19 protein-coding genes are annotated in these 19,934 nt (G+C 64.9%); 10 read left to right on the forward strand and 9 right to left on the reverse strand.

Annotation, left to right across the window (positions count from 1 at the left end; genetic code table 11):
• Positions 1-132 precede the first annotated feature (132 nt).
• Together rpmF and mtgA are read right to left on the reverse strand one after the other, a co-directional pair.
• Positions 133-318: a 50S ribosomal protein L32 gene (rpmF, locus tag J2R76_RS26175; protein WP_021077536.1), complete on the reverse strand. Its 186-nt coding sequence runs from the start codon at positions 316-318 to the stop codon at positions 133-135.
• Between the two features lie 160 nt (positions 319-478).
• Positions 479-1,150, reverse strand: coding sequence for a monofunctional biosynthetic peptidoglycan transglycosylase (mtgA, locus tag J2R76_RS26180; protein WP_253625173.1), 672 nt, complete (start codon positions 1,148-1,150; stop codon positions 479-481).
• 213 nt (positions 1,151-1,363) lie between these two features.
• Between mtgA and J2R76_RS26185 the strand changes: the two genes are divergently transcribed.
• Both J2R76_RS26185 and J2R76_RS26190 read left to right on the forward strand, forming a co-directional pair.
• The gene (locus tag J2R76_RS26185; protein WP_076824685.1) at positions 1,364-2,284 is read left to right on the forward strand and encodes a polyprenyl synthetase family protein; all 921 of its coding nucleotides are present in this window, start codon (positions 1,364-1,366) and stop codon (positions 2,282-2,284) included.
• A gap of 18 nt (positions 2,285-2,302) precedes the next feature.
• On the forward strand, positions 2,303-2,983 hold the full coding sequence (locus tag J2R76_RS26190) for a DUF1345 domain-containing protein (RefSeq protein ID WP_076824683.1): 681 nt from the start codon (positions 2,303-2,305) through the stop codon (positions 2,981-2,983).
• Positions 2,984-3,061: 78 nt separating this feature from the next.
• Here the strand turns inward: J2R76_RS26190 and J2R76_RS26195 are convergent, their stop codons facing one another.
• Positions 3,062-3,496 carry a GFA family protein gene (locus J2R76_RS26195; RefSeq protein WP_076824759.1) on the reverse strand — a complete coding sequence of 145 codons (435 nt, stop codon included), beginning with the start codon at positions 3,494-3,496 and terminating at the stop codon, positions 3,062-3,064.
• Between the two features lie 250 nt (positions 3,497-3,746).
• Between J2R76_RS26195 and J2R76_RS26200 the strand changes: the two genes are divergently transcribed.
• Both J2R76_RS26200 and J2R76_RS26205 read left to right on the forward strand, forming a co-directional pair.
• Positions 3,747-4,121, forward strand: a complete 375-nt coding sequence (locus tag J2R76_RS26200; protein WP_016847513.1) for a nuclear transport factor 2 family protein — start codon at positions 3,747-3,749, stop codon at positions 4,119-4,121.
• A 108-nt stretch (positions 4,122-4,229) separates the two neighbouring features.
• Positions 4,230-5,837: a Na+/H+ antiporter gene (locus J2R76_RS26205; protein WP_076824681.1), complete on the forward strand. Its 1,608-nt coding sequence runs from the start codon at positions 4,230-4,232 to the stop codon at positions 5,835-5,837.
• 157 nt (positions 5,838-5,994) lie between these two features.
• On the opposite strand, the gene J2R76_RS26210 is transcribed toward J2R76_RS26205, so the two are convergent.
• From J2R76_RS26210 to ispG, 3 genes are all read right to left on the reverse strand, one after another.
• Positions 5,995-7,335, reverse strand: a complete 1,341-nt coding sequence (locus J2R76_RS26210) for a Rieske 2Fe-2S domain-containing protein (protein ID WP_057015585.1) — start codon at positions 7,333-7,335, stop codon at positions 5,995-5,997.
• A gap of 73 nt (positions 7,336-7,408) precedes the next feature.
• Positions 7,409-8,302: a TauD/TfdA family dioxygenase gene (locus J2R76_RS26215; RefSeq protein ID WP_028343560.1), complete on the reverse strand. Its 894-nt coding sequence runs from the start codon at positions 8,300-8,302 to the stop codon at positions 7,409-7,411.
• A 252-nt stretch (positions 8,303-8,554) separates the two neighbouring features.
• Positions 8,555-9,844, reverse strand: coding sequence for a flavodoxin-dependent (E)-4-hydroxy-3-methylbut-2-enyl-diphosphate synthase (gene ispG, locus J2R76_RS26220; protein ID WP_076824679.1), 1,290 nt, complete (start codon positions 9,842-9,844; stop codon positions 8,555-8,557).
• 259 nt (positions 9,845-10,103) lie between these two features.
• On the opposite strand from ispG, the gene J2R76_RS26225 reads away from it, so the two are divergent.
• Positions 10,104-10,979 (forward strand): sulfurtransferase, encoded by an 876-nt coding sequence (locus J2R76_RS26225; protein ID WP_057016781.1) that lies wholly within the window; start codon positions 10,104-10,106, stop codon positions 10,977-10,979.
• Between the two features lie 218 nt (positions 10,980-11,197).
• On the opposite strand, the gene J2R76_RS26230 is transcribed toward J2R76_RS26225, so the two are convergent.
• Positions 11,198-11,386 carry a hypothetical protein gene (locus J2R76_RS26230; protein ID WP_076824677.1) on the reverse strand — a complete coding sequence of 63 codons (189 nt, stop codon included), beginning with the start codon at positions 11,384-11,386 and terminating at the stop codon, positions 11,198-11,200.
• A 164-nt stretch (positions 11,387-11,550) separates the two neighbouring features.
• Between J2R76_RS26230 and J2R76_RS26235 the strand changes: the two genes are divergently transcribed.
• Positions 11,551-12,810 carry a DUF805 domain-containing protein gene (locus tag J2R76_RS26235; RefSeq protein ID WP_158074159.1) on the forward strand — a complete coding sequence of 420 codons (1,260 nt, stop codon included), beginning with the start codon at positions 11,551-11,553 and terminating at the stop codon, positions 12,808-12,810.
• Positions 12,811-12,997: 187 nt separating this feature from the next.
• Here J2R76_RS26235 and J2R76_RS26240 read toward each other — a convergent pair whose 3' ends face one another.
• Complete coding sequence (locus J2R76_RS26240) at positions 12,998-13,954, reverse strand: DMT family transporter (RefSeq protein WP_028343556.1); 957 nt, start codon at positions 13,952-13,954, stop codon at positions 12,998-13,000.
• Positions 13,955-14,186: 232 nt separating this feature from the next.
• Positions 14,187-14,675, reverse strand: a complete 489-nt coding sequence (locus J2R76_RS26245) for a Fur family transcriptional regulator (RefSeq protein ID WP_026191999.1) — start codon at positions 14,673-14,675, stop codon at positions 14,187-14,189.
• Positions 14,676-14,842: 167 nt separating this feature from the next.
• Here J2R76_RS26245 and J2R76_RS26250 point away from each other — a divergent pair, with 167 nt between their 5' ends.
• The 4 genes from J2R76_RS26250 to J2R76_RS26265 all read left to right on the forward strand — a co-directional run bounded on the left by J2R76_RS26250 (position 14,843) and on the right by J2R76_RS26265 (position 19,736).
• Positions 14,843-15,322: a MarR family winged helix-turn-helix transcriptional regulator gene (locus J2R76_RS26250; protein ID WP_085970781.1), complete on the forward strand. Its 480-nt coding sequence runs from the start codon at positions 14,843-14,845 to the stop codon at positions 15,320-15,322.
• Entirely contained in the window at positions 15,315-16,487 is a 1,173-nt protein-coding gene (locus J2R76_RS26255; protein ID WP_076824671.1) for an HlyD family secretion protein, read from the forward strand. The genes J2R76_RS26250 and J2R76_RS26255 overlap by 8 nt, the downstream gene beginning before the upstream one ends.
• 97 nt (positions 16,488-16,584) lie before the next feature.
• Positions 16,585-18,141, forward strand: coding sequence for an MDR family MFS transporter (locus tag J2R76_RS26260; RefSeq protein ID WP_141340582.1), 1,557 nt, complete (start codon positions 16,585-16,587; stop codon positions 18,139-18,141).
• A gap of 284 nt (positions 18,142-18,425) precedes the next feature.
• Entirely contained in the window at positions 18,426-19,736 is a 1,311-nt protein-coding gene (locus tag J2R76_RS26265; protein ID WP_076824669.1) for an ABC transporter substrate-binding protein, read from the forward strand.
• Positions 19,737-19,934: the final 198 nt, after the last annotated feature.

Below are 19,934 nucleotides of genomic sequence, written 5' to 3' on the forward strand. Positions count from 1 at the left end.
CCTTATTCAGGGAGAACCAGCAATGCGGCGATGCTCATTGGCCTCGCCGCGGACGCGCCCGTCTTGGCCGCACTCGTTGACCGAATTCAGGCGCCGCGCCGCATGGCTGCGGCGCGTAGGCCGAATGTCCGATCAGGACTCTTTCTTGGCCTTCAGGACCTGGCGGCCCTTGTACATGCCGGTCTTCAGGTCGAGGTGGTGCGGACGGCGCAGTTCGCCGGAGTCCTTGTCCTCGACATAGGTCGGGGTCTTGATCGCATCGGCCGAACGGCGCATGCCACGGCGCGACGGCGAGGTTTTTCTTCTGGGAACGGCCATGACGGTGTCCTCTAGGGGTGTTGCGGAGGCATCGTCCGAAATGGGGACGAGCGCACAGCGCTTCAAAGCGCCAGCTGCGATGCCGGTAAGGCCGCGCTTATAGAGGAAGGCACTGCGTAAAGCTAGGGCCGGAGACAGCAAAAAGCGTCCGAAATCGGCCTCAGGAGCCGCGATTTTCGCGCCAGCAGCGCGTCACGGAGTTGGCCCGGACCATATAGGTGGCGGACAGCCTGCGGACCCCCGGGCCGGGGTTCCGGGCGCTCCTCTTGACCGGATTCGGCAGGATCGCGGCCAAAAGCGCGGCCTCGCGGGCTGACAGCCCAGCGGCGGACCGGCCGAAGGCATATTGGGCGCCGGCTTCGGCGCCGAACTGGCCGGACGGGCCCATTTCCGCGATATTGAGGTAGATTTCCAGGATCCGCTGCTTGGGCAGCACGAGATCGATCCAGAGCGCCAGCGGCAGTTCCAGCCCCTTGCGGATCACGCTGCGGCCGGACCACAGGAACAGGTTCTTGGCGACCTGCTGGGTGATGGTCGAGCCGCCGCGGGCCACCTCGCCATCCTCGGCGTCGTCGAGCACCTCGCGCAGCGCGCCCCAGTCGATGCCCCGATGCTTGCAGAAATGAGCATCCTCCGAGCCGACCACGGACCGCACCAGATAAGGCGACATCGCGCCGAAATCGATCCAGTGCCGCGTCACCGGGCCCCCGCGCAGGGTCCGCCACGCCATCAGCGCCGAAACCGGATGGCCGGTGCGATAGAACGGCGCCACCAGATACGGCAGCAACAGCAGCGCCAGCAAAAGCAGCAATAAAATTCGGACGATGCGCAAAACAGGGGTTTCCGGGGAGGACCATTCCAGGAAGGATTTGGGACCCGCCCGCCAGAACACGGCCGGCGCCGTCGACGTCTGCGGGATAATTCACGGTTTTTCCAGCACTTTTAAGGCGCATTCCGTCGCAGGGCGGGAATTGACGAAGCCGATGCCATCAACGATTGTCCGGCCGAAAATCGATCTGGAGCAATTCTTCTGGAGCAATTCTTAATGACGACCGGTACTGCAGAGTTTTCCAAGCGGCTGGACCAGACCGCGGAGGATACCGAAGCCCTGCTCGCCAAACTGCTGTCCGACGCGACCGAAAGCGATGAGATCGTGCGCCCGAAGCGGCTGATCGAGGCCATGCGCTATTCGAGCCTCGGCGGCGGCAAGCGGCTGCGGCCGTTCCTCGCGGTCGAGAGCGCGGCGGTGTTCGGCATCCCACGCGAATCCGCGCTGCTGGTCGGCGCCGCGCTGGAATGCATCCACTGCTACTCGCTGATCCACGACGATCTGCCGGCGATGGACAATTCCGATCTGCGCCGCGGCCGCCCGACCCTGCACAAGGCCTATGACGACGCCACCGCAATCCTCGCCGGCGACGCGCTGCTCACCATCGCCTTCGACATCATCACCCGTGATGCGATCCACAAGGACGCCCAGGTCCGCCTGCTGTTGACCCGCGCGCTGGCGCGCGCCTCCGGCGTCGGCGGCATGGCCGGCGGCCAGATCCTCGACCTCGCCGGCGAAGGCCGCTTCGGCGACCGCGAGCCGGTCGATGTCGCGCGCCTGCAGCAGATGAAGACCGGCGCGCTGCTCCGCTTCGGCTGCATCGCCGGCGCGATCCTCGGCCAGTCCTCGCAAAAGGAGTACCAGGCGCTCGACGATTACGGCAAAGCGCTCGGTGAAGCCTTCCAGATCGCCGACGATTTGCTCGACGTCGAGGGCGACGCCGCCGCGCTCGGCAAGCCGGCCGGCGCTGACGCCGCGCTCGGCAAGACCACGTTCGTCACCCAGCTCGGCATCGATGGCGCCAAGCAGCGCGTCCGCGATCTCCTCGCGCGTGCCGACGCCGCGCTGTCGGTGTTCGGCGACCGAGGCGACGTGCTGCGCGCGGCCGCCCGCTTCGTCGCCGAGCGCAAGAACTAGCCGAGAGCACAGCGCGAAATGAACAAGGAGATCGACGACCGCCTTGTTCGCTTCCGCAAGCTGCCGCTGCCGGTCCGCGTCGTCGTGGGCCGGCCGCGCACCTTCGGCTCGATCGCTTTCGGTATCCTGGCTGCGCTGCTGGTGCCGGGAGCACCGCGCATCGTCACGCGCCTGCTCGCGGGCTGGGATGCCTTCGCCGCGCTGTATCTCGTGCTGGCCTATGTGATGATGCTGCGCTGTGGCGTCGCCCATATCAAGCGAAGCGCCATCCTGCAGGACGACGGCCGTTTCCTGATCCTGCTGCTGACCGCGTTCGGCGCGCTGGCGAGCCTCGCCGCCATCGTGTTCGAGCTCGGCGCATCAAAGGGCAGCCCGGCCGGACTGGCGCTGGCAATCGTCACCATCACGCTGTCATGGGCCTTGGTGCACACCGCGTTCGCGCTGCACTACGCCCATGAGTATTACCGAGGCAAGACGCCCGGCGGATTGCAGTTTCCGAGCGGCGACGAACATGCCGACGCCGATTACTGGGACTTCGTCTATTTCTCGTTCGTGATCGGCATGACGGCGCAGGTCTCAGACGTCGGCATCACCGACAAGATCATCCGCCGCACCGCGACCGTGCACGGCATCATCTCGTTCGTGTTCAACACCGCGCTGCTCGCCCTGATGGTAAACATCGCCGCGAGCGCGATCTAGTCGCGCCGCCTGATGAGATGCCGTGCGCAGGGCGGTCGGCAAGGGCTACAAGCAGCACGCCGATGACGTCGTGCGAATTTATTCCCCGCCTTGCGTCACGTGCTCCTGATATTGCGGCAGATCGTCCGATATCGCGTACCACGGCGCCTTGGAGCCGACGAAGATATGGGCGGTCGGCCGGATCGCCGGCGCATCGCGCAGCGTACCCATCGCGACATGGACATAGGCGCCGCCGCGGACCTGCGAATAGAGCAGCGAGCCGCAGCGGCCGCAATGCGCGTCGTGGGTGAGCTCATCGCCATAGATCAGGAGCCCATCAGCGCCGCCGACCACGGTGAATTTGTCGCGCGCGATTCCCGCGAACGGCTTGAACGCCGATCCCGTGGTGCGCCGGCAGTTCGAGCAGTGACAATTGAGCGCATAGGCAAACGCGTCGGCCACCTCGTAGCGCACGTCGCGGCAGAAGCATTCGCCGGTCAGGATATGTTCGTTCGAATTTGCAGATGCGGTCACAACTCGTCCCTCACGCAGAATTTTGTCGCCGGCCATGGCGCAATCTAGCGGTTCATGGCTAAATCCTAGCATTGTGTCTCTGACAGTCCATTCCGTCATTCCGGGGCGCGACGAAGTCGCGAACCCGGAATCCAGAGGTTGTGGATCGAGATTCCGGGTTCTCGCTTCGCGAGCCCCGGAATGACACTGAGTGAATCACGCGTCAGAGACGCAACACTAACAGATCAAACCCTGCCGGGAGGACCAACCAATGAGCCAAGATCGATCCAGCGTCGAAAGCGTCGTGCAAACCTATTTCGACGGTCTCTACGAGAGCAATGCCGACAAGCTCGCCGAGGCTTTTCATCCGAGCGCCGATTTGCGCTGGGTGGAGAAGGGCGAGCTGAAGGTCCTGACCGTGCCGGACTGGCTTGCCCTGGTGCGCAAGCGCACCTCGGCGAAGGCCGAAGGCAAGCCGCGCGAGGATTTTATCGTCACCATCGACCGCTCCGACGACAACACCGCCTTCATCAAGGTGCGCTGCCAGCTGCCGCCGCGCTATTTCACCGACTATCTGGTGGCGATGAAGCTCGCCGACGGCTGGCAGATCGTCTCGAAGTCCTACCGCTACGACCTCAGGGATTGATCGATCGGGCGCAGCGCGCCCGCGAAGGCTTTGTGACACACCCTCCGCGGTCCGGCTCCGGCCGGACCGCATTGACTGGCACCGGTTTCCGGGCGAATTGAGCCCGTTATGGAAGCCAAATTTCAGATTTTTCTCACTTTGCTCGGCGTGCTGGCGGGAACCGCCCTGGTGGCGCGGCGGACCGATATCGCGCCCGCGATCCTGCTGCTGCTGGTCGGCATCGTGCTCGCCTTCGTGCCGGGCATGCCGTCGCTGGAACTGCCGCCCGAGCTGGTGCTGCTGGTGGTGCTGCCGCCGCTGATCTATTCGGCGAGCGTCGCGATGAGCTGGCGCGAGTTCAAGGCCAACCTGCGGCCGATCATCCTGCTGTCGGTCGGCTGCGTGATCTTCACCGCCTTCATGGTCGCGACCGCGACCCATTATCTGATCGGCCTGCCCTGGAGCATCGGCTTCCTGCTCGGCGCTATCGTCGCGCCGCCGGACGTGGTCGCCCCGCTGGCGATCGCCCGCAGGCTCGGCATGCCCCGCCGCATCCTGGTGGTGCTCGAGGGCGAAGGGCTCGCCAATGACGCGACCGCGCTGATCCTCTACCGCTTCGCGCTCGCCGCGATCACCACCGGGCTGTTCTCGCTGCCGAAGGCGACCGGCACCTTCCTCGTCATCGTCGCCGGCGAGATCGCGTTCGGCACCGCGGTCGGCTGGCTCAGCCTGCGCGCCCGCCGCCGCGCCAGGGATCCGCAGGTCGAGATCACGCTGTCGCTGATCACGCCCTACCTCGCCTACTGGATCCCCGAGCATTTCGGCGGCAGCGGCGTGATCGCGACCGTCGCCTGCGGCCTCTACATGAGCTGGAACGGACCGCTGTTGATCTCGGCCGCGACGCGCCTGCAGGGCATCTTCTTCTGGGACTTGATCATCTATCTGATCGAGGGCCTGCTGTTCCTCTTGACCGGCTTCCAGATGCGTTCGCTGTACGAGAAGTCGAAGTCGTTCCCGCTGCACGACATCCTCACCGCGACCGTGCTTGTCGCCGTCATCGTGATCGTGGCGCGCTTCGTCTGGGTGTTTCCCGGCACCTATCTGCCGCGCTGGATCAGCCGACGCGTGAGCGAGCGCGATCCGCTGCCGTCGTGGCGGGCGGTGTTCGTGGTCGCCTTCACCGGCGTGCGCGGCGCGGTCTCGCTCGCCGCGGCGCTGGCGCTGCCGCTGACATTGCCGAGCGGAGACGCCTTCCCGTATCGCGACCTGATCCTGTTCGTCGCCTTCGGCGTGATCTTCGTGACGCTGGTCGGGCTCGGCCTCACTCTGCCACCGGTGGTGCGCTGGCTCGGCCTCGCCAGGGACGGGCGCAGCGAGCACATCGCCGAGCACGAGCAGGAGATCGCGGCGCGGCGCGAGGCGCTGAACGCCGCGCTGAAGTCGCTCGATGCCATCACCGACGACCGCGAGCTTTCCGACGAGGTGATCAAGCTTTTGCGCTCACGGCACGAGATCCGGATCAACCAGCTGCCCGACTCGCTCAATCCCGACACGCACGACGTTTCCGCCACCGGCACCGAGCTGACGCGGGAGCTGATCGCCTCCGAGCGCAAGTTCATCCACATGCTGCTGCGCGACGGCAAGATCACCGACGAGACAAGGCGCCGGATCGAGCGCGACCTCGACCTCGAGGAAGCGAGCCTCGCCAACCGCGAGTATCGCAGGATTCCGTTGTAGCGCGTGTAGCGCGCGGTATCCCTCCCCACGTCGTCCCGGCGCAGGCCGGGACCCATAACCACCGTCGCTGGCTTGGCGAAGGTTCGGGCCACAGCGCATCTCAACAATATCCAACGGTGGTTATGGGTCCCTGCTTTCGCAGGGACGACAGCAGAGATTACTCCGCCGCGGCGTTCTGGCCGGGACCGCCGACGAAGCCGGCGGGATCGCCGAACCGCTCGATCATGACGGCGGTGAGGTCCTTGGTCTTGCTGGTGACGCAGGCGCCGGAGCGCACGGTGTAACGGTCCTGATGCTGAGCATGCGGCGGCGCCTCGCCCTTTTGCAGCGCGCGGGCCGCCTCCATGACCAGCTTGCGGAAATGCATGATGCCGAGATCGGTCGGGCCGAGATGCTCGCGGGTACGGTCGGCGATCGGGCCCTGGCTGTCCTGCACCGCGGCGTCCTGCTCGGAGACGCCCTTGATGCCGGTGTAGCTTTTGGTCCGCTGCAGCTTGCGGTCGATCAGATAGTCGTTGGCCTTGTTGCGCAGCGGCACGTAGTTCTCGTCGACGACAGCCATCACGCCGTTGCCGTTGGCGTAGCCTTCGCGCTCGGCATCGGTCAGCGGCCGGTGGGGATTCCACGCATAGGTGTAGATCCAGCAATTGGTGTCGGTGACCGGCACGAAGGTCTGGCCGAACATGTTCTCGCCCGGCATCGAGCTCGGCGCGTAGCTGTGGAACGGCATCAGGAACTGGGCGATGCGCCAGTAGATGTTGTCGCTGCCGGTGAGCCGTCCGCCCGCCACCGTGAGGCCGGCCTCATGCGGATTGATCTTGATCACCGGGCGCGGGTCCTCGGCGATCCAGCGCATGTGATCGGTCGCGACCCGGGTCAGCGGGTTCACGAAATGCTTCTTGATGTCGAGGATCTCGTTCTCCTCCTTCTCGAAGGAGAGATGCGCGAAGGTGAAATGCGCGGTGTCGATCGAGCCTTCCACCGCCTGCACCCAGTTGCAGTCCTGCCACTTCTTGGTGACGAAGCGGTGCGAGGCCGGCAGCAGCGCCATCTCCAGCGCCGGCAGTTCTGGCATCTGATCGGCCGGGCCCATATAGGCCCAGATCATGTCGCCCCATTCGCGCACCGGATAGGACTTGATCCGGATCAGGTCCTTTGCGTTGAGGTCGGGATACGAGGTCGGCATATCGACGCAGCGGCCGTCGGTATCGAACTTCCAGCCGTGATAGACGCAGCGGATGCCGCATTCCTCGTTGCGGCCGAGCCAAAGATTGGCGCCGCGATGCGGGCAGTACTGGTCGATGACGCCGACCACGCCTCTGGTGTCGCGGAAGGCGAGCAGCTCCTCGCCCATGACAACGATCTTCTTCGGGTCGCTGTCCGGCTCCGGCAGTTCCTCGGACAGCAGCACCGGAATCCAGAACCGCCGCAGCAATTCGCCCATGCCGGTCCTCTCACCGGATTCGGTGAGGAATTTGTTGTCCTCGGCGCGAAGCATGGGCGGTCTCCCGATGGCATTTTTTCAGTTCGTAGTCCGTAGGATGGGTGGAACCAACGCAGCACGCAATTCCTCACACCGGCCGCTCTCCCTTCACGGTCACGCGGGTGCCGGAGCGGGTGTGCGGCCAGTAATCCCACATCGCGCGGTGCTGGGCGCAGCGGTTGTCCCAGAACGCGATCGCGTTCTCGGTCCAGCGGAAGCGGCACTGGAACAGCGGGTTCTCGGCGTGCTGGTAGAGATAGGCCAGCATGGCGTCGCTCTCGTCGCGCGGAATGCCGACGATAAAGCGGGTGAAGCCGCGATTGACGTAGAGCGATTTCTTGCCGGTCACCGGGTGGGTGCGGACCACCGGATGCTCGGCGCGAGGATATTCCCGCTTGTCGGCGACGCCGTAGTTCGCATACAGGCCACGATAGGTCTGCTCGCCGTCATGCAGCGCGGTCAGCCCGTCGAGATAGGCCTTCATGCGGTCCGACAGCGCCTCATAGGCGGCGTACATGTTGGCGAACAGGGTGTCGCCGCCGCGCGGCGGGCACTGCTTGATGTAGAGGATCGAACCCATCGGCGGCTCGAGATCGCAGGACACGTCGGTGTGCCAGCCCTCGCCATTCGCGCGTGGCGAATCCTTGTCGGCATAAATCTTCATCAGCGCCGGATCGCCCTCGTTGGGCGCGGCCGGATGCACATGCAGCTCACCGAACTTGCGGCCGAAGGCGAGATGCTGGTCGGGACTGATGTGCTGGTCGCGGAAGAAGATGACGAGGTTTTCGGCGAGCGCGCGATGGATCTCGTCCATCTGGCGGTTGGAGCGCGCATCGTCGCCGACCAGCTTGCCGATATCGACGCCGGAGATCTCCGCGCCGATGATCGGCGTCAGCTTCTCGACGCCGATGGTCTCATAGGGCTCGGATTGGTCGGCGAGGTGGCGGTAGCGTGGACCCTGCTTGCCGGACAGCGAGCTCATGGGCGTTCTCCCAATCATTCTTGATTGGGAGCATCGTAGCGCGCATCGACGGAAGCGCAATCTGCGCCTCAAACATATCTGTCGTCCCGGACAAGCGCAGCGAAGCGGAGCGCAGATCCGGGACCCATAACCACAGGATCGGGTTTTGCGGAGGCTGGTAACCCGCATCTCGCGCCACAACCACGTCCTGTGGTTATGGGTCCCGGCCTTCGCCGGGACGACGGTTGAGTGTGGGTCACGCGCGGAGTGAAACTACTCCGCGGCGCCGGCATGCTCCGGCAGCTTGGCGCCGTTGCCGTAGCGCTGGTCGATATAGTCGATCACCAATGCCTTGAAGTCGGCGGCGATGCCCGGACCGCGCAGGGTGCGGAACTTCTTGCCGTCGACGAAGACAGGCGCGGCCGGCGCTTCGCCGGTACCGGGCAGCGAGATGCCGATATTGGCATGCTTGGATTCGCCCGGGCCGTTGACGATGCAGCCCATCACCGCGACGTTGAGCTGCTCGACGCCCGGATACTTGGTCTTCCAGGCCGGCATCTCGTCGCGGATGAAATCCTGGATCGAGCGCGCCAGCTCCTGGAACGTGGTCGAGGTGGTGCGGCCGCAGCCCGGGCAGGCCGCAACCAGCGGCACGAAGGTACGGAAGCCCATGGTCTGCAGCAATTCCTGCGCGACCTGCACTTCCAGCGTGCGATCGCCGCCGGGCTCCGGCGTCAGCGAGATGCGGATGGTGTCGCCGATGCCCTGCTGCAGCAGGATGCCGAGCGCGGCCGAGGAGGCCACGATGCCCTTCGAGCCCATGCCGGCCTCGGTGAGGCCGAGATGGATCGCATAATCCGAGCGGCGCACGACTTCCTGATAGACCGCGATCAGGTCCTGCACGGCCGACACTTTGGCCGACAGGATGATCTTGTTCTTCGGCATGCCGAGCTCTTGCGCACGCGCGGCCGACAGCAGCGCCGACTGCACCATCGCCTCGCGGGTCACCGCGCGGGCATCGCGCGGATTCGCAGACGCCGTGTTCTCGTCCATCAGCTTGGTGAGCAGCTCCTGGTCGAGCGAGCCCCAATTGGCGCCGATGCGCACCGGCTTGTTGTTCTTGTTGGCGATCTCGATGATGTCGGCGAACTGCGTATCGCGCTTGTTCTTGAAGCCGACATTGCCGGGATTGATGCGGTACTTGTCGAGCGCCTCCGCGCAGGCCGGATATTCGGCGAGCAGCTTGTGCCCAATATAGTGGAAGTCGCCGATCAGGGGCGTGGTGATGCCGCGCTTGCGCAGGCCGTCACGGATGTGCGGCACGGCAGCGGCGGCTTCCTCGCGGTCGACGGTGATGCGGACCATCTCGGAGCCGGCGCGGGACAGCGCGGCAACCTGGGCGATGGTGCCGTCGACATCGGCGGTGTCGGTGTTGGTCATCGACTGCACGACGATCGGCGCGCCGCCGCCGACGGCGACGTTGCCGACCATGACCTGCGTGGTTTGGTGCCGCGGCGCGGGGCCGGCGACGTCGTCTTGCGGCAAAATCTCGGGCTTGTTCATGGCGTCTCGAATATCAGGTTTTGGTGACATTCACCAAGGGGGCGATGGGCCTCGCGCGCGGCGGGCCAAACGATCATGTTTCGGAGCGAATTCAATAGCTTATGGCGCCGATTGAGGCCAAACGCAAGCCATGCAGCGGCGTCCTGCATGCCCAGCTATATTGGACCGGATTGGGGTGAATCAAAGGGCAAAGTGACAGCTTTTCATGTGATCTGGCGCATCTTAGCATCCCGTTAAACACACACCGGGAGGACGCAAAATGGCCGGCAACAGCGAGCTGATCACCACGGCGGAACTTGCCGAGATCCTGACCCGGCCGGATCTTCGCCTGTTCGACTGCACGACCTATCTGGAGCCGGCCCCCGCCGGCAGCAACGCTCCCTATATGGTCGTCTCGGGCCGCCAGACCTTCGAGGCCGGCCACATCCCGGGCGCCAATTTCCTCGATTTGCAGGCCGAATTCTCGGATGCCCATACCCATCTGCGCTTCATGATGCCGCCGACAGCGCAGCTCGAAGCCGCGTTCGGCCGCCACGGCATCTCGGCGGGCAGCCGCGTCGTGCTCTATTCGATCGGCACCGCAATGTGGGCGACGCGGTTCTGGTGGATGCTGCGCTCGCTCGGCTTCGAGGGTGCCGCCGTGCTCGACGGCGGCATCGACAAATGGACTGCCGAAGGACGCGACATCGAGACCGGACTTGCCGGCGGCTATCCGCCGGCGACGTTTCCGGCGCGGCCGAAGGACGGCATGTTCGTCGACAAGCATGACGTGCTCGCCGCGACCACGGAGGGCGACACCGTCATCGTCAACGCGCTCGGCCCGCAATTCTACAAGGGGCTGGAGCCGAGCCGTTACGGCCGACCCGGCCGCATCCCCGGCAGCGTCAGCGTGCCGGCGGCGACCTTGATCGATCCCAAGGCCAAGACGTTCGTGCCGCTTGAGGAGGCCGAAGCAATCTTCGCAGCGCAAGGCATCACCAGGGACAAGCGCGTCGTCGCCTATTGCGGCGGCGGCATCTCCGCGACCATCGACCTGTTCCAGCTGCATCGGCTCGGCTACGACAATCTCACGCTCTATGACGGCTCGATGGGCGAATGGGCGAAGGATGAGTCCCTGCCAATCGAGAGGGGTTAGTGGGGAAGCGCGATGTCTCCTCCGTCGTCCTGGCGAAGGCCAGGACCCATAACCACCGCGTTTGGTGATGAACGGGATTGTGGCCCCAGCGGCGCGCAACAATTGAGATTTGGGGTAATGGGTCCCGGCCTGCGCCGGGACGACACTGAATTTGTTGCGCCGCTCGTGAGTCATACATCCGCATTCTCGCGACATGAATCGTCGGAGTCTTGAGGCGATCAAGCCGGCTTCTTGACGATCTCAAGGCCGCGGGCCGCCAACTCCTTCAAAATGCTCCGTGCCAGATGGGAGCACTCATCCGGCTTGATCCAGCACGCGCTCCGCCAGTCCGGATCATCCTCCTTGGAGTATGCGGTGAACGCGGAGCGAATACCGGCTTCAATTGCATCGATGGCATCGATTGGCATCAGCGCGCCTCCAACGGCATCCCTCGCATGGGAGCCTTCGTGGAGGCGATGTTGACGTAAATCGATACCGTCCGCAATTGCGCCTGAAGGCCACAATTGTCCGCTCAGCAATAGGGAAACGTAAATCTTCGCCGCTAGAGTGCCGCCGTCTGCCGGAGATGGTCGTGCATCCCACCGCGTCGATCGCCACCTGTTTCAGGAAGTTCGCTGATTTCACCGGACGGGCTTCGCGTGCCGAGTTCTGGTGGTTCTTCGGCTTTTGTCTGCTGCTCCTGCTCGCAGCCCATCAGCTCGACAAGACGGTCTACGCCGCCGTCGCAATAGCGCTGCCGCTGTTTGCCGTGACGGCCCGGCGCTTCCACGACAGTGGCCTGACCACCGGCCTTGCGGTGTTCTTCGCCGTTGCGCCGTTTGTCATCTTCTACTTCTTTTCCGCTGTCCAGGATCGCATCGAGGCATGGTTTGGCGTGCACGTGCCGTATGGATTGATCGCCGCGATCCCGGCGATCTGCGCCTTTGCTTTCTCTGCCTTCTGCTTCCTCGCCGCACTCGGCCGCCGAAGCCTGCAGACCGCTTCGACGGCACGGGCGAGGTCCGGCGTCGATTCATCGGAAGCAAATCCGGCCGTGCTCGCCAGGCAAGAGGCGGAACGCAAGGTCTCCGGTTTTTCCAAAGCCGTCATGGCCGTATTCGCGATCCCGGCGGATGGCGGGGCGTCGGCCGGCGCCGACAAGACCGACCCCGGCGTCACCGCCGCGTGCGGGATGGTCGTCGATCTCTGCGCGCGTTACGGACACGGCATCACCTCACCGCCATTCAACGCGCTGTTTTCCGGATCAGGGGCGCGACTTGAGGCCGCCGGCTGGCACGCCCTACCGGACGGCGGCGCGGAGATCGACCTGAACCATCGCGCAAGCACCAGCATCGTGCGCAATTGCGCAGTTGAACTGCGCAAGGACGCGGGACAGACCGACATTGCCGGCCTGCTGCGCAAGGAGAAAGAGCAGTTGCAGGCGGCCGAGACGGCGACGCCGGAACAGGATCGGACGACGGCCTATTACGCGCTCGACGGAGCGGGCGCAGCCGGATTCATTGCGATCGAGAAGCTGCGTCAAAGCTACAACACCTATTTCCGAATCCGCATCTGCCTTGCCGAAGGGGATGGGCGCGCCGCGATGGAGACCCTGCGATCGTCGACGCTCTACCAGGCATTCCGCCACGCGTTCTCCGATGGCGCGCCGCCCTATCCCGCGTTCGGCCAGAGAATCATCAAGGGCTATCAGCCGATCCTCTACCGGGACGGGCTCGGCATCTCACTCGAGGTCACCGATCTCGGAGCCGGGAGCACAAAAATGCTTGCCGGCCGCGGGCTGCATCTTCCGCCGGTCTACGTCGATTTCGAGATGCATGAGCGGATGATGTAACGGGATTGCGCTCCGGTTGTCTGCGGCATTCCGCTCCTCTTTGCTCGTCATCCTGAGGCGCGAGCTCTTGCGAGCCTCAAAGGATGAACGGCCCGGGTGCCGGCTGGGCCGTCGTGCTTCGAGACGCGCGTTCCGCGCTCCTCAGCATGACGGGGAGAGAGTTGAGCGCACGGCACCCAGGATAACCTCACGCCGGCACGTTGGGATCCGGCGTCACCTTCGGGTCGGGCTTGTTGACGAGATAGAGCCCGGCGATCACCAGCAGCGCGGCGACGCCGAACACCGCCGTCAACGTGTCGTGCATGATGAAATAGGCCGCGACGACGCCGAACAGCGGCGTGACGAAGGTGAAGGCCGACAGCTTGCTCGCGGAGTAGGTTTTCACCATCGCAAACCAGATGACGAACGTGCAGCCCACCACCCAGACCGCCTGATAGGCGAGCAGCGAGATCGACAGCGCGCTCGGCACATGCTCGATGCGCTCGCCCGCGATCCAGGCGGCGAGGCCAAGGATCGGAATCGAGATCGCGACCTGGTAGCCGAGCGCCTTTTCCGGCGCCGCCTTGCGCAAGCCTGTGCCCTTGGCGACCAGCGTGGTCGCCGCCCACAGCGCGCCGCCGCCGACCACCATGAGGTCGCCGAGCAGCACCTTGGCATCGACGTTCGGCTGCGGCACGCCGATCGCGAGCGCGACGCCGGCAAAGCTCAGCGCAAGCCCGCTCCACTGCACGGTCGAGAGACGCTCGCCGAGGAACTGGTGCGAGCCGAGCGCAACGAAGAACGGCGCGGTGTAGAGGAACACCGAGGCGCGCGAGGCCGAGGTGAAGACGAGGCCGGTGAAGATCAGCACGAACTCGCAGCCGAACATCAGCCCGGCGATGATGCCGGGGACGAGGGTGCCGTCGCGCTCGAAGAATTTGACGCCGCGCAGGTGGCCGACGATCAGCATCACCGGCAGCGCGCCGGCGGAGCGGATCATCGCCTGCAGCATCGGCGGCACGTCGGGCAGCGCAAGCTTGACCGCGAGCTGGTTGAAGCCCCAGCTCACGCACAGCATCAGCATCACGGCGATGGCGCCGGGCGGCAGCCCGTGTCCGACGCTGACGGGCCTTGTGACGCTGGCGGAGATCGCTTGGGTCGACATGTTTCCTCGCGGGCCGGCTTGGTGCCGTGTTGTTAATTGCCGGTTGGGCTCCCTCGCCCCGCTCTTGCGGGGAGAGGGTTGGGGTGAGGGGCCGTCGCCGCAAATTCGATAGAGGCGAGCGTGCGGAGAGTCCCCCTCACCCGAAATTCGCTACCGCGAATTTCGACCTCTCCCCGCAAGCGGGGCGAGGTAGCTCGAAAGCAGTGCGAGTTAGCTGAAACCATCGCGCCATCTACGTCTTCTGGCAATGCGCGCAGGTGCCGGCGATCTCGACGACGGAGAGTTTCGGGATGAACCCCGAGGCCCGCGCCGCCGCGGTCAGGCTTTGCGCGACGGGGGCGGCCGGGATCTCGCCGACCGAGCCGCAATGGTCGCAGATCAAAAACGCCACCATCGAGGTCTCGTCATGGTCATGCGCGCAGGCGAGGAAGGCGTTGCGGCTCTCGATGCGGTGGACGAGGCCGTTCTCCATCAGGAAGTCGAGCGCGCGGTAGACGGTAATCGGTGCCGGCCGCGGCATCGTCTTGGCCAGCTCGTCGATCACCTCATAGGCGCCGAGCGGGCGATGGCTCGACAGCAGCGCCTGCAGCACCTGACGGCGGATCGGGGTGAATTTCTGGCCGCGGCGCGCACAAACCTGCTCGGCATGCGCCATCGCGTCCGCGGCGCAGCGGCCGTGATCGTGGTCGGGGGCAGGAAATGTCGGCTTTGCCAGGCTCATTGCCTCGATATGTAGCATTTGCGCGGCCGTTCCCAAAGCCCGGCTCCAAACCCCGGTCCGTCGCCGCGTTGCAGCCATGCCCGCAATGCGGGGCAGCCTCGCATTAACCCGGCATGCAGAAATCATAAGCAAGCTTATTATATCCCAAGCTTATGGAGGCAGGATCGATGCGCGGTTCGGTGGACACCGACTTCTTGTTTACGCTGGGCGAAGTGTTCCGGTTGATCCGGGTCTATGCCGACAAGGAGGCCGCACGCTACGGCATCACCCGCGCGCAATGGGCCGTGCTGTCCAAGGTGGAACGCCAGGAAGGGTTGAAACAGACCGAGCTCGCCGAGCTGCTCGAGGTGCAGCCGATCACGCTGACGCGGCTGATCGACAAGCTCTGCGACAATGGCTGGATCGAGCGCCGCAGCGACGAGAACGATCGCCGCGTCAACCGCCTCTATCTGAAGAAGGCCGCGCGCCCGCTGCTCGGCAAGCTCGCCGGCCTCCGCTCCGAACTCACCGCGACCGCGCTCGAGGGCATCAGCCCCGCTGACGCGTATCGCCTGCTCACCCAATTGGAATCGATCAAGGAAAACGTTCGCAATGCCGTCCAGACCCCAGCCGGCGAGCCCTCCCGAAAGGAACAGCGCTATGGCTGAACCCGTCCTCAAACTGGCCCCCGAGCAGAAGAGCAATCCGGGCGAGCCTGCGCCGTCGGGCAAGGCCAGCCGCGCGCCGCGCCGTCGCCTGATGGCCGGTCTGCGGCGCTATCGCCGCACGCTGCTGCTGGTCGTGCTGCCGACGCTCGCTGCGATCGGCGGCATCGTGTTCTATCTCAATGGCGGCCGCTATGTCGGCACCGACGACGCCTATGTCGGCGCGCAGAAGGTGCTGATCACGCCGGAAATCTCCGGCAAGATCGACAAGATCGTCGTGAAGGAAGGCCAGCACGTCAGGAAGGGCGACGAACTGTTCGAGATCGACCCCGTGCCGTTCCGCCTCGCGGTGGCGCAGGCCAAGGCTGCGCTCGACCAGACCAGGACCACCTATGACAACCTGGTCGACAACATCAAGATCAACGGCAGGATGCTGGAATTCGCCCAGCAGAGCATCGAATTGAAGAAGCGCGACGTCGAACGCAAGTCGACGCTGGCCAAGCAGAATTTCGGCTCGCAGCTCGACCTCGACAACGCGGCGAATGCGCAAGTGACGGCCGAGAGCCTGGCGCAATACATCAGGCAGCAGATCTCCAAGGACAAGACGCAGCTGCTCGGCGATATCGACCTGCCGATCGAACAGTTCCCGCCCTACGCCCAGGCCAAGGCCAAGCTCGACGACGCCCAGCGCAATCTCGACCACACCGTGCTGCGCGCGCCGATGGACGGCGTCGCGACCCAGGTCGACCAGATCCAGCTCGGCCGCTTCGTCGCCGCCGGCTCGCCGGTGTTCTCGATCATCGACGTCGACCATCCCTGGGTCGACGCCAATCCGAAGGAAAGCGACTTCACCTATGTCGCGGTCGGCCAGCCGGTTGAGCTCGACGTCGACGCGTTCCCCAACCATCGGTTCAAGGGCAAGGTCGGCTCGCTGTCGCCCGGCACCGGCGCACAGTTCGCGATCCTGCCGCCGCAGAACGCGACCGGCAACTTCGTCAAGGTGGTGCAGCGCGTGCCGGTGCGGATCTATCTCGACGAGAACGATCCGTTCGTGAAGAAGCTGAAAGCCGGCATGAGCGTCTACGCGACGATCGACACCAACCACCGCCGCACGCTGGCCGGCCTGCTCGGGCTGGCGCCGGCCTCGGCGCACCCGGACCACGAGTAGAGAGAAGAAGCGGTCGATCATCGACCGCAGAGACAGTGCGCCCCCTCTCCCGCTTGCGGGGGAGCGGGTTTCCAACGCTCGAACAGGACCGACCTGAATGAATGCACCGTCACCATCCGCCGTACCCGGCATGCGCCGGAACATGGTGACGATCTGCGCGATGACCGCGACGATCATGCAGGCGCTCGACACCACGATCGCCAACGTCGCGCTGCCCTATATGCAGGGCTCGCTGTCGGCCTCGCAGGACCAGATCAACTGGGTGCTGACCTCCTACATCGTCGCGGCCGCGATCATGACCGCGCCGGTGGGCTGGATCGCCAACCGCTATGGCCGCAAGCGCATCTTCATCATCTGCTCGGCCGGCTTCACCGTCGCCTCGGTGTTCTGCGGCCTGGCGCAGGACATCAACCAGATGGTGCTGTTCCGCCTGCTGCAGGGCGTGTTCGGCGCGGCGCTGGTGCCGCTGTCGCAGGCCGTGATGCTCGACTCTTACGCGCTGCATGAGCGCGCGAAAGCGATGTCGATCTGGGGCATGGGCGTGATGATGGGCCCGATCATGGGGCCCTCGCTCGGCGCCTGGCTGACCGAGACCTATTCCTGGCACTGGGTGTTCTTCGTCAACCTGCCATTCGGCGCCATCACCGTGCTCGGCCTTGCCGTCTTCATGGACGAGACCAAGCAAGACCTCAATCTGCGCTTCGACTGGTTCGGGTTCGGCGCGCTCGCGGTCGCGATCGGTTCGCTGCAGCTCGCGCTCGACCGCGGCGAGCAGCTCGGCTGGCTGGAATCCAACGAGATCATGATCGAATTCGTCGTCTCCGCGATCGGCTTCTACTATTTCTTCGCCCATTCGCTGACGACCAGCCGGCCCTTCATCCAGTTCGCGCTGTTCAAGGACAAGAACTTCCTCGGCGGCTGCGTGTTCATGACTGTCATGGGCCTCGTGCTGTATTCGACCATGGCGCTGTCCTCGCCCTATCTGCAGAACGTGGTCGGCTACCCGATCATAACCGCGGGCCTGTTGTTGGCGACCCGCGGCGCCGGCACCTTCGTCGCGATGATGCTGGTCGGCCGCATGATGCGCTACATCGAGGCGCGCACGCTGATCATCTCCGGCCTGGCGCTGACCGCGGCCTCGCTGTTCCAGATGACCGGCTGGACCGACATGACGCAGGCCAACGAGATCATCGTCGTCAGCGTGATCCAGGGCTTCGGCTTCGGCCTCGTGTTCGTGCCGCTGTCGACGGTGGCGTTCATGTCGCTGCCCAACCATCTGCGCACCGACGGCACCTCGATGCTGACGCTGTTGCGCAACGTCGCAAGCTCGATCGGCATCTCGATCGTGATCGCGCAGCTGACGGAAGGCGGACGGCGGATCTACGCAAAGCTGTCGGAGCAGATCAATCCGTTCAACCACGCGCTGCAGATGCCCGACGTATCGGGCATGATCAACCTCAACACCGATGCCGGCCGCGCGATGGCCGACAAGATGGTGGCGGCGCAGTCGCAGATCATCGCGTTCTCGCACGACTACCAGCTGGTGATGCTGTTCATCCTGGTCTCGATCCCGCTCGCGCTGATGATCGGCTCGACCAAGGCCACGCTGCGCGCGCAGTCGGCGCCATCGGATCATGCCGCGGTGATGGAGTAGGTTTTCGCCCTACGTTCTCCGAGTGTCGGGGCGATTGGTCACACCGTCATCCTGAGGCGCGAGCACTTGCGAGCCTCGAAGGATGCACGGCCCCGTTGGTGGCCGTCGACCCTTCGAGACGCGCTACGCGCTCCTCAGGGTGACGGTGAAAGAGTGAGGACGCCCCCTCCGAAAGCGCAAGACGCCGCAGCCGCAAGCCGCGTTGACTTTCCGACCTTGCCTCCCAATACTCCGCGAAAACAAGCAGACCCGTCATGCAACTGACGATTTCAGGGGAGGACGCGATGCCGACTTCACGCAGGACGCTGCTGAAGACTTCAGCGGCTGCCGCCGCTGCTTTCAGCTTGGATTGGACACGGGCGCAGGCGCAGGCCGAAACGGTCCGGATCGGTGTGATCTACGACCTGACCGGCCCGTTCGCCGCCGGCGGCTCGGTCGCCTCCTCGATCGGCACCCAGATCGCGATCGACCTCGTCAACGCGAAGGGCGGCATCGGTGGCAAGTACAAGATCGCGCCGGTCAACGTCGATTCCCAGAGCAAGCCTGATGTCGCGATCAACGAGGCCAATCGCCTGATCGACCAGGAGAAGGTCGACATCCTCAACGGCGTGTTCGCAAGCTCCCACGCGGTGCCGCTCGCCGCCAAGGTCGAGCAGCAGAAGCGGATCCTGTGGATCACGACCGCAGTCTCGACCGCCGTGTTCAAGGACAAGAACCTGCAATACGTATTCCGCGCGCAGATCCATTCCGACCAGTACGGCCAGGCGTTCGCGAGCTTCATCAACGAGCACGCCAAGGCCAAGCTCGGCATGGAGCCGAAGGACGTTAAGGTGGCGCTGATCCATGAGGACGGACCCTATGGCGTCGGCGTCGCCGCCGCGGACGAAGCCTTCGCCAAGGAGGTCGGGCTCCAGGTCGCGCTGAAGGAGGGCTATTCCGCCTCCGCGCCCGATCTCTCGGTGCTGGTCACCAAGCTGAAGCGCGCCAAGGCCGACGTGATCTCGCATGCCGGCTACAATCCCGACATCACGCTGTTCCTGCGCCAGGCACGCGAGAGCGGGCTGAAGTTCAAGATGCTGTTCGGCGCCGGCGCGGGCTACAGCCAGCTCGACAAGCTGCGCGCGACCTTCGGCGCCGACATCGACAATTTCTGCAACATCGATCCGGTGCCGGCGCAGCTGCTCGATCCCGCCAAGCTCACGTCGGGAATCGGCGACCTCACCAAGACCATGGTCGCGCGCTACCGCGAGAAGACCAATGCGACCGAAGTGCCGCCGCACTGCTCGATGGGCTTCAACCAGACCTGGATCCTGCTCAACAATGTGCTGCCGGTCGCCAAGGAGAAGTACGGCGGCTTCGATCCCGAGGCGATCCGCAAGGCGGCGCTCGACGTCGACATCCCCGCAGGGGGCACCATCCAGGGCTATGGCGTGAAGTTCTATCCGCCGGGCACGCCGCTGTCCGGCCAGAACGAGCGCTCGACGCCGGTCGTGATGCAGAACGCCGGCGAGCGCATCACCGTGGTGTGGCCGACCAATATCCGCACGCAGGATCCGGTATTCCCGCTGCCGAAGGGATCGGTCTACGCGGCGTAGCGTGGCGACGAGGCGAGACTGCCGCCGCATCGGGGCTGCGCTCCCTCGCCCCGCTGTTGCGGGGAGAGGGTTGGGGTGAGGGGCTTCTCTCCGCGAATGCGATCGCGATGAGACCTGTACCCCCTCACCCGGATTGCATCTGGCGATGCAATCCGACCTCTCCCCGCAAGCGGGGCGAGGTGAGGTGAGATGTCGCCT

The sequence above is a fragment of the Bradyrhizobium sp. USDA 4532 genome (assembly GCF_024171315.1).
GTDB classification, from domain to species: domain Bacteria; phylum Pseudomonadota; class Alphaproteobacteria; order Rhizobiales; family Xanthobacteraceae; genus Bradyrhizobium; species Bradyrhizobium australafricanum.